This window comes from Salinisphaera hydrothermalis C41B8 (genome assembly GCF_000732535.1).
Taxonomy (GTDB): domain Bacteria; phylum Pseudomonadota; class Gammaproteobacteria; order Nevskiales; family Salinisphaeraceae; genus Salinisphaera; species Salinisphaera hydrothermalis.
Window position 1 is genome coordinate 156,380 of sequence record NZ_APNK01000005.1, and the last position, 12,064, is coordinate 168,443.

Consider the following 12,064-nt stretch of genomic DNA (forward strand, 5'->3'; position numbering starts at 1 on the left):
ATGGTGTGGCCGCCCCGCAGGTTTTCAATCATGCGGGGCTTGTAATCACACCTCAGGCACCGGCGCGTTCCGCCTCGGCGTTTTCGTAAACGATATACGGCTGGGCATCGCCCTTGACCACGGCTTCGTCCACGACAACCTTCGAGACATTTTCCATCGCCGGCAGCTCGTACATGACGTCGAGCAGGATCGACTCGAGGATGGTTCGCAGACCACGGGCGCCGGTCTTGCGCTCCATCGCCCGATGCGCGATCGCCTTCAAGGCATCGTCGCGCAATTCAAGCTCGCAGTTCTCCATCTCGAACAGCTTGGCATACTGCTTGGTGAGCGCGTTCTTCGGCTCGCGCAGGATCGAGATGAGGGCGGCCTCGTCGAGCTCTTCCAGCGTCGCCACCACCGGCAGACGGCCCACGAATTCCGGGATCAGGCCGTACTTGACCAAATCCTCGGGTTCCACGGTCTTGAGCATCGCGCCCAGGCTGCGCTTGTCGGACGCACCCTTGACCTCCGCCGAGAAGCCGATGCCCGAACGCCCTTCGCGCTGCTGGATCGTCTGATCCAGGCCGGCGAATGCGCCGCCGCAGATGAACAGAATGCCCGAGGTATCCACCTGCAGGAATTCCTGCTGCGGATGTTTGCGGCCGCCCTGTGGCGGGATCGAGGCCGTCGTGCCCTCGATCAGCTTGAGCAGAGCCTGCTGCACACCCTCGCCCGACACGTCACGGGTGATCGACGGGTTTTCCGACTTGCGCGAGATCTTGTCGATCTCGTCGATGTAGACGATGCCGCGCTGGGCCTTGTCGACATCGTAGTCACACTTCTGCAGCAACTTCTGGATGATGTTCTCGACATCTTCGCCGACGTAGCCCGCTTCGGTAAGCGTGGTGGCATCGGCAATCGCGAACGGCACATCCAGCAGCCGCGCCAGCGTCTCGGCCAGCAGCGTTTTGCCGCAGCCAGTCGGGCCGATCATGAGGATGTTCGATTTCTGCAGCTCGACCTCGTCGTCGGCCGCTTCGGCGTTCAGGCGCTTGTAGTGGTTGTAGACCGCCACCGCCAGAATTTTCTTCGCCGACTCCTGGCCGATGACATAGTCGTCCAGCACGCGCCGGATTTCCTGAGGACTCGGCAGGCCTTTCTTGGCCGGCTTGCTCGCCAGCTCCTCGCGCATGATGTCGTTGCACAGATCGACGCATTCATCACAGATGAATACGGACGGTCCGGCAATGAGCTTGCGAACTTCATGTTCGCTCTTTCCGCAGAACGAGCAATGCAGCGTCCGGCCGGAGTTCTCCTTGGCGCCGCTTTCGTTGTTGCCGTTGTCTGCCATGGGTCGTGACCTCGTTGAGGTGGCCTGTCGATATGCCTTACGTATGACATAACCGACAAATGTTTGTCACGTAGCCGGCCACCGCGCGCGAGCACGGCGGCCGGGCGTGGACGTGGATACCCTAGTCCGACTTGTTCGACAAGGCGGCCCGGGAGGTCAATACGTCATCGATGACGCCGTATTCCACCGCCTCGTTCGCGCTCATGAAGAAATCACGCTCGGTGTCGCGCTGAATCTTCTCGAGCGGCTGCCCGGAATGATCGGCCAGAATCTGATTCAACCGTTCGCGGGCCTGCAGGATTTCCCGGGCATGGATTTCGATATCCGTTTGCTGGCCCTGGAAACCACCGGAGGGCTGATGGATCATTACGCGCGAATGCGGCAACGAATAACGCTTGCCCTTGGCGCCCGCGGCCAGCAGGACAGCGCCCATGCTGGCGGCCTGCCCCAGGCACATCGTCGCCACATCCGGCTTGATGAACTGCATCGTGTCGTAGATCGACAGACCCGCGGTCACCGCACCGCCCGGCGAGTTGATGTACAGCTGGATATCCTTGTCCGGGTTGTCGGACTCGAGGAACAGCAGCTGCGCGACGATCAGGTTGGCCATGTGATCGTCGACCGGACCGACGGCGAAGATGACCCGCTCCTTGAGCAGGCGCGAGTAGATGTCGAACGAACGCTCGCCACGAGCGGTCTGTTCGATGACCATCGGAATCAGACCCAGGTTCTGAGTCTGCATGCTGTCATGTGCTGCCATAACGATTCGCTTTCCTTGCGTTGGCAGGCAGGGTCTGAAGATCAGCCCTGCTGCCGATTGGCATTCAGAAGCTCGTCGAGCTCCGTGTCCTTTTCGGTGATGGTGGCATTGGCCAGCAGATCGTCGACCACCTGCTGCTCCATGACCATCGCCTGCAGACCCTGCATGAGCTGCGGGTTCTGCTGGTAGTAGTTCTTCACCGCCTCGGCCTGATCTCCATAACCGGCGGCGATCTCGTCCATCTTCTCGGCGACCTTGTCCTGGTCCAGCTCAAGGCCTTTCTCGGAAATCACTTCCGCGATCAACAGGCCGAGCGCCACACGCTTGGTCGCCTGCTCGCGCAGCGCATCGTCAGGCAGCAGCTGCTTGGCCTGCTCTTCGTCGCCCTGCATCTGCTGCGGCATGCGCTGCATCGCTTCCTTGCGCATACGATCGATTTCCTGGGCCACCATCGACTCGGGCACTTCAATCGGGTTGGCCTCGTGCAGCGCGTCCATGGTCTGGGTCTTCACGCTGGTATCGATGGCGTGCTTGACCTCATGCTCCAGCGATTCGCGAATCTTGTCGCGCAGCGCTTCCATGGTGCCTTCCTCGACGCCCATCTGCTTGATGAACTCTTCGTCGATTTCGGCAGGCTTGGCTTCCTTGACGGCCTTGACGGTCACGTCGAACGTCGCGGTCTTGCCGGCCAGATCCTCGGCGCCGTAGTCCTCGGGGAAGGCCACGTCGACCTGGAACTCTTCGCCCGCCTTGCGACCCACCATGGCCCGTTCCATGTCCGGCAGGAACTGCTGCTCGCCGAGGGTGATCTCGATATCGTTGCCGGTGCCGCCCTCGAAGGCTTCGCCGTCGATGCGACCCACGTAATCCACCACAACCTGATCGCCGTCCGCGGATTCGCGCTCGACTTCTTCCCAGCTCTTGTTCTGGTCCTGAATGCGCTCGAGCGTCTTGTCGATGTCGGCGTCGGTGACTTCAGTGACCGGCTTCTCGACGGTGATCGCGTCGAGGCCCTTGAGCTCGATCTCGGGATAGACTTCGATGTTGGCCGTAAACGACAGCGGGCCGTTTTCCTCGAAGGCGTCGAGCTCGATCTCCGGTTGGCCGGCCGGATTCAGCTCCGACTTCTCGACCGCTTCCGGATACGTGCTCTGGATCAATTCGCTGACCGCTTCCTGACGCGCCTGCGCGCCATAGCGTTGATACAGCACCTTGGTGGGCGCCTTGCCCGGACGAAACCCCGGGATGCGCGCATGCTGGCCCACCCGCTTGACCTTCTCATCCACCGCGGTATTCACGCGGTCGGCCGGGATCTGGACCTTCAGACGCCGTTTCAGGCCACCGGGATTTTCTACGGAGACGTCCATCAACTACCTCGAATCGATTCTGTATAAAGCATGGTGACACGGACGGCGGGACAGTGCCCGCCGCCCGGTTGACCGACCAGTATAGCAACCCGGCAAAATCCGGGCTGGCCGATTTTCCCTAGTCGCGCGCCGGCGGCGCCATGAACTCGGGACCGACCGGGTCGGTGACGTGCGTATCGACGATCCGCCCGATTTCACGACGCGCGTCTTCATCCAGATGCCAACCCGGCACGTTGGCGACCGCGTCCAGCTGATCCGGCGTCCGCGCACCCCACAGGGCAAACGCGTGATCGTACTGATCGAGCAGCCAGCGGATCGCCAGGTCCAGCACGCGTTTGTTGTAGTGTTCCTGCGCGAACTGATCGAGCGCGTTCACGGCCGCCAGGTACTGGTCGAAGCGCGGCTGCTGGAACTTCGGATCGTTGTTGCGCAAGTCATCGCCGGGGAACTCGCGGTCCGCGTGCATGCGCCCGGAGAGCAGGCCACGGCACAGCGCGCCATAGGCCAATAGGCGCGTATCGTGTTCACGCGCCCACGGCAGGACATCTTCGTCGATCTGACGCTCGAACAGGTTATAAGGGTTCTGCGCGACGTCGATCGGCGCGACCTCCGAGAACGCGTCCATCTGCTCCGGCGAAAAATTGGATACGCCGATCGCACGGATCTTGCCGGCCGCCTTGACCTCGGCCATGGCTTCCGCGGTTTCACGCGGGTCCACCAGCGGATCCGGCCAATGCACCTGCAATACGTCGATGACGTCGGTCCGCAGGCGACGCAGCGAATCGTCCACTTCCTTCAGGATACGCTGCTTGGTGGCATTGCGGCGCACGCCGCCATTGTCGTCCCATTCGAGCGCGCACTTCGTGGCCAGCACCACTTGGTCGCGCATATTGCCTTCGTCGATCGCCTTGCCGACGATTTCTTCGGAACGACCGAAACCGTAGACCGGCGCCGTATCGATCAGCGTCACGCCCTTGTCCGGGGCGCCCTGGATGGTACGGATGGATTCGGCTTCGTCAGTGCCGCCCCACATCCAGCCGCCGATCGCCCACGTGCCGAGGCCGATCCGCGACGAGGACAAGCCGTTGCCATTGAGATCCCGTGTTTCCAAAACTCATCTCCTCATCTCTTGAACCTTGAAGAGATGGGATCGGCTGCAGCGCATTCAAGCCGGCCGTGATTCGAGCGTAGCCGACCCATAAAAAAACGCCGGCAAGACAAGCTCGCCGGCGTTTTTTCAATAAATGGTGGGCCGTGTAAGACTCGAACTTACAACCAATTGATTAAGAGTCAACTGCTCTACCATTGAGCTAACGGCCCGAATATCGTCAGACAGTGGGGTGGACGATGGGAACCCAGCCACACACGCCTAAGCCCTTGATACAAAACAGAATTTATTCTGTTTGGAGTGTGATTGTTGGATCACATCGTTGGATCAAGAGCGAGTATTATATAAAGCATGCTCAGGCTGTCAACCATTCATGTTGAGTTTTCTGGTTGATTTTTGACCATTCCGAGGAATGGGACTATTACGCTTGCGCGCTCTGCTAATACTGTCCTGCTTTGCTCTATGAGCATTTTTGATATTGATTTCTGCTCTATTTTTATTGATTGAATGCTGTCTGTGTTCTTCTCTTTTTTTATCCAGCAGCCTTTGTTTTTCTTCTTTTTCTTTTTGTTTTTTATCTGCTTCAAGTTTTCTTTTATATCTATAATCAAAAGTCTTTCTAAATCTTAAAAACCATGATTGCTCGTAAAATGGTTTGGTTTTTGTCTGTTGTTTTTTCTTATTGACAGTTTCTTTTCTATCTTCTTTTTTCGCACTTGTCTTTCTTAATTGCTTGGTTATGTCAAGCTCAATTCTATTAACAACCCTCTCCTCTCTTCTTTTTTGATTGGCTTTTACTTGTTTGTTAAAAGCAATATTTTCCTTTGAAAATATTGGGTGCCTGCCAATGTGGCGTGTTGGCTCTCTACTCAATTCCAGGGCTTTGAAGTAATCTCCTTTTGCTTCTGCTTCTGCTTGTTGTTTTTCTAATGACCTATGGTCTACTCTTTCGTCCAACCCATATTTTTGAAGTGCTGAATTAGTGTTATTAGCAACGTTTTTTCTGACCCAATCAATAGCGCTTGTTTCTTTTATAGTGTCAAGTTCTCTTGTTTTACTAGTGAATTTTCCACCTTCCAATTTTCTGGTTGAAGCTAGCAAATGAATATGAGGGTTGTTGTTATCTTTATCGTTATGTATTGAAAACTGAGAAGCAAAGCCAAATTTTTCAACAAAGTCATTTGATATTTTTCTAGCCAGTTCAATATTTTGGCTTGGTGTTAATTCTCTGGGTAAAGCAATAAGAAACTCCCTGGCTACTACGCTATTTTTTCTTGTTTCTTTTTTCTCTACTTCATTCCACAAATCCGATTGATTAGAAAAGCTTTCGTTTTCTGGAAGCACTATTTCAGTGTGGACTAAATCCTTTTTGTTGGAGTAGTTAAAAACCTCGCTGGTTCTTTCGTCTGTTATTTTTGCTCTGGCTCTATAAGCAATAGCTGCTGTTGCTGAATGGCCATCACTTCTTTTTATTGTTGAGACAGAACAAGAATATATAGCCATTACTTGCTACCTCCTTTTAATGAGGCGATAGCAGATAAGTGCCACAGGCACCAGAATGCTGGGATTTCAAAGGGGCGCAGCGCCCTTTGACGCACGCAAACTTTAGTTTGCATAAGTGCGCTATTACTTCGCTTCGCTCCGTTTAGCTTTACTCTAATCATACTATTATGTTGACGGATTATTTTATTACGTCAAGATATAGATATAACTACAATAATAGGTGATTTATGGCCAGAAATATCAAACAGATAGAGCAAAAGCTAAATACTTTAAGCAATGAAGAAGCTAAACTTAAAGCACAATTAAAAGCAAAAAAACAAGCTGAAAGAAATAAGCAAAGAAAAATAGATAGAAGAAAAAGAAATTACAGAGCTTATGAATGCGGAGGATTGGTTGAGAAAATGGGCTTATTCAATTTGCCCAACGAAGAATTAATTTCTTTATTGTGGCTTGCTCATAAATCATATGAAAAATATGACGCTGAGAAGATTAAGACACTCAAACAATCAGCAAGCCATTATTTTGAGGATGGGAAGAAACTGAAACAGTTAGAGCCAAAAAAAGCCGAGGAATAACTCTCAGCCGCGCGCCCCTTTTTGTTTTACTCTATTAGTTAAAAATACATGGTATTTCTATGTGAAAATATCATGTGTTTTTCTTTATAGTACTGTACATGTGTACTTCTAATACATGAGTACTTCTTATTTACATGAGTTTTACTAATTTATTAGTTTTACTGATTTTTTTGCTGTTGGGGGGAAGCTCTCTATTAGTTTTTCTCATAGAAAAACATGCCCAGGGTGAAATGGTTAAAAAACCAATTCATGGCATCCCTGACCATAGAGAGGAACTTCCACCACAACAGTTTGCTGTCGGGTCCCTTCTATACTCTCATTCACAGCCTTGACCATATATCACTATATGACCTTTTTGCTGCTCTGCCTGGGTTGAGAGTTAAGGTATCAGTCTCTCCAGCTCAATACGCAGATTGTAGAACCTAGTGCTTTCCACTTTAGCCCAATTGTTTGAGTTCAGTTAAATTTACTGGAATAGCCCAATTGTGAGAGAGGATATAACTAGTCTGTCCAAACCGACACCTAAACTATTCAATAGTTAAATTAGATAGAATTAAGTGCCTGTCAAGTACCTAAGACATAAAAAAAGCCACTTGAAAAAGTGGCTTGGCTGCTTACAGTTGAATAGTTTAGCGTCGTGACCAGTTGACTCTGTAAGCAAGTCTTTTAAAGCCTCTTTTTAGAGGCTTACATTCTCACAGTTGAAAGTCATTATCACAAAATCAAAGAAAAAGGATAATCTGTAAGAACACTATAATTATATACTTAAATTATATATATCGTCAAGCAAATTATTAAATTTTTTTATTTTTTTATAGGAACAATGCCCTCAATAAGTTTTCTACCCATTATTTCACTGAAATCAATATCATAGAAAATATTATCTATATGTTTTTTAAACAATAAAACAGGTTCGTCCAACCCAGCATATACCACATTATGAAGGCTCTTATTTAAGTGGCCAATGTAGTAGTTAGCAAAATTCTCAGGGCAACCAGTCATTTTTAATTGCTGGCTTACATTCTTCCTGAATGAATGAAAAACCTTTGTTCTGTCTTGTATTCCAATCTTGTCCAGGTATTTGCCAAAGGCATCGCCTACCCTTTTATCTGGATTTGAAAGCCACGGAAAAAGGGTTGTGGCTTCTGGGTAATGCCTTAGCAAGTTCTCTCTGTATAAGTGAATGAATGACAGCTCATTATGAATGGGTATTGTTCTTTTGCTACTGTTGTTTTTTGTTCTGTTATCAAAAGTTATGGTTGCTTTATCAAAATATTTTTTGTCATAACTGATTAACTCAATATCTTGAGGGTTTAAATAGCAGATTTCAGCAAGCCTTGCGCCTGTATAAGCACCAATCAACACCGATATATAAAGGTGTGGAGGCTCTTCAAATAACTTTGAATCAAAGATTTTCGCAATTTCTAATTGTGAAAATGCTTTGTATGTGGTGCCTTTACTTACAGCATTGGGTTTCTGCCCCTTCTGCTTGTATGTGGGTAGGTTTCTATCTCCGTCAGCAATATATTGCTGGTCTTGACACCATTTTAAAAATGTGTCTATGAAACCAATGCGCTTGTATATTGTGGCTTCTGTGAGCCCTGTTTTCTTTGTTCGCTTGTTGTATGCGCTACGCAAGTATTTCTTATACTGCTTTATATGATTGACTGTTAATTGATTGACAGCAATATTATTTTGTTGCTCTCTAATCCATTCAATGAAGTTATTAACCGCTGGCTTTATATGGTTAATACTTCTAATCTCTCGCGCTTCTAGTTCTTCAATGTATTCATTGAATGCGCTGATTAGGGGTTTATGAGTAGAGCCAAATACACCCATGCCACTCACAGGCGCTGTGTTGGCTTGTGCTGGGTTATTTTGTTGAGCCGGAGGGTTGGATTCAGTTAAATGCTTTAACGCTTCTAAGGCTTGCTTGTGCTCTATTTCAGCATTTGAAGCATTGGGGTCTGTGCTAATTGACCCAATACCTGGAAGGTCTACTGTCCATTTTCGAACAGTGCCCAAGTCCAATTTATCTGTATCTTCAAGGTATTTCTTGAATATCTTTGAAGTATCTACCACGGCGCTGGTCTTCAACTGCTCAAACTCATAGAGCAATTTAGCACTGATTTGATAAGCCAAAAACTTAGCCTCGGCTAAATTCTTGGTTCTCAGTGATAGGATTATTTCTTTCTTTTTATAGTGTGAAATCAGGCACTTAGGCACTGCCTGCCTATAATGATAATAGCCACTATTGGGGTGCTTACGTAGGTGGTGCATAGGGTTGTTTGGATCACAACCTTGGACCACACTCCAAAAAAAAACCCTCAATTCCTGTTTGGAATCAAGGGTTTACAAGAGGTGGGGTGGACGATGGGACTCGAACCCACGACGACTGGAATCACAATCCAGGGCTCTACCAACTGAGCTACGCCCACCATCGTCTGACCTCGCGATCGAGGCACCCTCGCCGCGAGCTGCGTATTCTAGCGACGTTGTTCGGTTTGTACAACGCTTGCGTTCGCCCGCGCTCTTCGCGCCCGCCCGACCGCATGCCGCGACCCGCATAAGGCGCCATGCTGCCTTAACCGGCGGCACCCCGGCCCGAGTTCAATCACCGGCAGGCTCGACGCCCGAAAATCATTCGTCGCCGCCTGACTCGCTCGCCCCTTGGACCCGTGCGGGTGACACCACCTTGTTCGGATGCGACCTGCGCATCCGTCGAGCCACGCTCTTTTTATCTGTCGCTGGTTCGAATGTCTAGTTGGATAGGCCATTGATAGAGCCCGCCTGCGGCGAGCTCTATCAATGGCGCGCCCGGCTGGATTATTCGCCGGCCTTGCCGGCTCACCCTTCGGGCCGGTGCGGCTGCCGCCGCCCCGTTCGGATGCGCGCTGCGCATCCGTCGAACCAAGCTTTTTTATCTGTCGCTGGTTCGAATGCTAGTTGGATAGGCCATTGCTAGAGCCCGCCTTCCGGCGAGCTCTAGCAATGGCGCGCCCGGCTGGATTATTCGCGGCTGCGCCGCTCACCCTTCGGGCCGGTGCGGCTGCCGCCGCCCCGTTCGGATGCGCACAGCGCATCCGTCGAACCAGGCTTTTTTATCTGTCGCTGGTTCGAATACTAGATGGATAGGCCATTGATAGAGCCCGCCTGCGGCGAGCTCTATCAATGGCGCGCCCGGCTGGATTATTCGCGGCTGCGCCGCTCACCCTTCAGGCCGGTGCGGCTGCCGCCGCCCCGTTCGGATGCGCACAGCGCATCCGTCGAACCAGGCTTTTTTATCTGTCGCTGGTTCGAATACTAGATGGATAGGCCATTGATAGAGCCCGCCTGCGGCGAGCTCTATCAATGGCGCGCCCGGCTGGATTCGAACCAGCGACCAACGGCTTAGAAGGCCGTTGCTCTATCCCCTGAGCTACGGGCGCAAAGCGGCGCTTATTGTGCCAGCCGGCGGCAGCGGGAACTAGGGTCTGTTGAGGTTTGGTGCGAGTCCGCGCCAAGCGCTGTTTTGCGGCAAGACGAGGCGTAGCGAACGTGGCGTAGTTGTTCTACGCGAGAGAGCTATAACGCTGTATTGCCGCAAAACAGCGCTTGTCCCTTCGGGTTGGGCCGCCCATAAAAATTGACTAGGGCCGCCCGGCGGCGTTACGAGTCTGGGTCGTGGCACGCCACGACGCGGCGACTCGCGCCTTGCCGGACGCGATTTGCGGACGCCAACGCGGCGCGCGCACCAAACCTCAACAGACCCTGGCACCACGTCAGCACCGCACTCCGTAAAACCACGGTCCCGACAAGCCGGCGCGAAGCCTGTAGCCTCGATTGCATTACACAGCAATCACGCCTGCCCCATGTCCGATGCGTCCATGACTTTCACCGACAACGACATCACAACCTACCGCCAGTTCATCGGTGGCCGCTGGGAAGACGCCGCCGGCAAGCCGCTGGATGTGGTGAATCCGGCCACCGGCGCCATCGTCGGTCGCGTACAGATGGCCACCGAGGACGACGCCGAAAAAGCACTCCAGGCGGCGGACGATGCTTTTGCTACGTGGCGGCGCACCACAGCCAAGTATCGCGCCGATCTGTTGCTCGATCTGGTCGCACGGATTCAGAACGATACCGAGCGTCTTGCACGCCTGATCACGGCCGAACAGGGCAAACCGCTGTCGGAATCACGCGCCGACGTCGGAATGTGCGCCGACCTGATCCGGTTTGCCGCCGAGCATACACGGCGCCTGGAGGGCGACATCGTGCCGGCCGATGATCCGGACGAACAGATCTGGATTCAGAAAGTGCCCCACGGCGTGGTCGTCGGCATCACGGCCTGGAACTTCCCCGCGGCGCTGATCGGCCGCAAGCTCGGCCCGGCGCTGGCGGCCGGCAACACGATCGTGTTGAAGCCGTCCGAGGAAACGCCACTCACCGCGATGGAAATCGTCGAGCTGGCGCGCCAGGCCGGGATTCCCGATGGCGTGGTCAACATCGTCAACGGCCACGGCAAGGACGTCGGCAACCATCTCGTGACGCACGACAAGACCAAGCTCGTCTCCATGACCGGCAGCGTGCGCGGCGGACGCGAGATCAACAAGGCGGCCGCGCCGCACCTGAAGCTGGTCCGCCTGGAGCTCGGTGGCAAGGCGCCCTTCATCGTCATGGACGATGCCGATATGGAGCCGGCCGTGGAGGCCGCGATCGTGTCGCGCTTTTCCAACAACGGCCAGGTCTGTACCTGCAACGAACGCATGTATGTCCACGCGGGCATCTACGACGCCTTTCTCAAGCGCTTCAAGGAGCGCGTCGAGGAACTCAAGGTCGGCGACCCGCTGGCCCACGAAGACGTGGACATGGGCCCCAAGATCAACAGCGGCGAGCTGGACAAGGTCCACGACATGGTGCAACACGCCATCGAACAGGGCGCCAAGCTCGAGACCGGCGGCGAGCGGCTCACCGGCGGCGAATACGACAAGGGCTTTTACTACGCCCCGACCGTGCTCACCGGCGTATCCAACGATATGGAGATCATGCAAGAGGAGATCTTCGGGCCGGTCGTGCCGATCATGAAGGTCGATTCCTTCGAACAGGCGCTGGATTACGCCAACGTCTCGCAATACGGCCTGTCAGCCTACGTGTTCACCAACAACGTGAAGCGTTTGATGACGACCGTGCATGACCTCGACTTCGGCGAAATCTATGTCAACCGCGGCGGCGGCGAATCGGTCCAGGGCTTCCACAAGGGCTATCGCAACAGCGGTATCGGCGGCGAGGACGGCAAGTACGGTCTCGAAGCTTATGTGAAGAACAAGACGATGTACGTGCATTTCTAGCCGTCCATCCACGCAAAAGCCGGCCCTCGGGCCGGCTTTTTTTAGGTTCATCGCACTTTACCGGGAAACGCGGCTTTGATTTTGAGGAAGAAGT

General features: G+C 53.0%; 8 protein-coding genes and 3 tRNA genes. 2 read left to right on the top strand and 9 right to left on the bottom strand.

Annotation, left to right across the window (positions count from 1 at the left end; genetic code table 11):
* Nucleotides 1-52 precede the first annotated feature (52 nt).
* The 6 genes from clpX to mobQ form a co-directional block, all read right to left on the bottom strand.
* A complete protein-coding gene (gene clpX, locus C41B8_RS05865; protein WP_037335332.1) occupies nt 53-1,330 on the bottom strand; it encodes an ATP-dependent Clp protease ATP-binding subunit ClpX in 1,278 nt (425 codons plus the stop codon).
* 121 nt (nt 1,331-1,451) lie between these two features.
* Entirely contained in the window at nt 1,452-2,072 is a 621-nt protein-coding gene (gene clpP / locus C41B8_RS05870; RefSeq protein ID WP_156962434.1) for an ATP-dependent Clp endopeptidase proteolytic subunit ClpP, read from the bottom strand.
* Nucleotides 2,073-2,131: 59 nt separating this feature from the next.
* Nucleotides 2,132-3,457 (bottom strand): trigger factor, encoded by a 1,326-nt coding sequence (tig, locus tag C41B8_RS05875; protein WP_037335338.1) that lies wholly within the window; start codon nt 3,455-3,457, stop codon nt 2,132-2,134.
* A gap of 118 nt (nt 3,458-3,575) precedes the next feature.
* Complete coding sequence (locus C41B8_RS05880; protein ID WP_037335340.1) at nt 3,576-4,568, bottom strand: aldo/keto reductase; 993 nt, start codon at nt 4,566-4,568, stop codon at nt 3,576-3,578.
* A 134-nt stretch (nt 4,569-4,702) separates the two neighbouring features.
* Nucleotides 4,703-4,777: transfer RNA gene (locus C41B8_RS05885), tRNA-Lys, on the bottom strand.
* A 151-nt stretch (nt 4,778-4,928) separates the two neighbouring features.
* A complete protein-coding gene (mobQ, locus tag C41B8_RS20010; RefSeq protein WP_084188555.1) occupies nt 4,929-6,068 on the bottom strand; it encodes a MobQ family relaxase in 1,140 nt (379 codons plus the stop codon).
* 227 nt (nt 6,069-6,295) lie between these two features.
* Here mobQ and C41B8_RS20410 point away from each other — a divergent pair, with 227 nt between their 5' ends.
* Nucleotides 6,296-6,643, top strand: a complete 348-nt coding sequence (locus C41B8_RS20410; protein WP_156962431.1) for a hypothetical protein — start codon at nt 6,296-6,298, stop codon at nt 6,641-6,643.
* An 804-nt stretch (nt 6,644-7,447) separates the two neighbouring features.
* Here the strand turns inward: C41B8_RS20410 and C41B8_RS20015 are convergent.
* The 3 genes from C41B8_RS20015 to C41B8_RS05895 all read right to left on the bottom strand — a co-directional run bounded on the left by C41B8_RS20015 (nt 7,448) and on the right by C41B8_RS05895 (nt 10,071).
* Nucleotides 7,448-8,923, bottom strand: a complete 1,476-nt coding sequence (locus tag C41B8_RS20015) for a DUF6538 domain-containing protein (RefSeq protein WP_084188557.1) — start codon at nt 8,921-8,923, stop codon at nt 7,448-7,450.
* 82 nt (nt 8,924-9,005) lie between these two features.
* A tRNA-His gene (locus C41B8_RS05890) sits at nt 9,006-9,081 on the bottom strand.
* A gap of 914 nt (nt 9,082-9,995) precedes the next feature.
* Nucleotides 9,996-10,071, bottom strand: a tRNA-Arg gene (locus tag C41B8_RS05895).
* Nucleotides 10,072-10,509: 438 nt separating this feature from the next.
* On the opposite strand from C41B8_RS05895, the gene aldA reads away from it, so the two are divergent.
* Nucleotides 10,510-11,970 (top strand): aldehyde dehydrogenase, encoded by a 1,461-nt coding sequence (aldA, locus tag C41B8_RS05900; protein WP_156962435.1) that lies wholly within the window; start codon nt 10,510-10,512, stop codon nt 11,968-11,970.
* Nucleotides 11,971-12,064: the final 94 nt, after the last annotated feature.

Bases quoted from the DNA above. Each gene is read 5' to 3' on its own strand.
- clpX (WP_037335332.1), bottom strand. From the start codon at position 1,330: ATGGCAGACAACGGCAACAACGAAAGCGGCGCCAAGGAGAACTCCGGC.
- clpP (WP_156962434.1), bottom strand. From the start codon at position 2,072: ATGCAGACTCAGAACCTGGGTCTGATTCCGATGGTCATCGAACAGACC.
- tig (WP_037335338.1), bottom strand. From the start codon at position 3,457: ATGGACGTCTCCGTAGAAAATCCCGGTGGCCTGAAACGGCGTCTGAAG.
- mobQ (WP_084188555.1), bottom strand. From the start codon at position 6,068: ATGGCTATATATTCTTGTTCTGTCTCAACAATAAAAAGAAGTGATGGC.
- C41B8_RS20410 (WP_156962431.1), top strand. From the start codon at position 6,296: ATGGCCAGAAATATCAAACAGATAGAGCAAAAGCTAAATACTTTAAGC.
- C41B8_RS20015 (WP_084188557.1), bottom strand. From the start codon at position 8,923: ATGCACCACCTACGTAAGCACCCCAATAGTGGCTATTATCATTATAGG.
- aldA (WP_156962435.1), top strand. From the start codon at position 10,510: ATGACTTTCACCGACAACGACATCACAACCTACCGCCAGTTCATCGGT.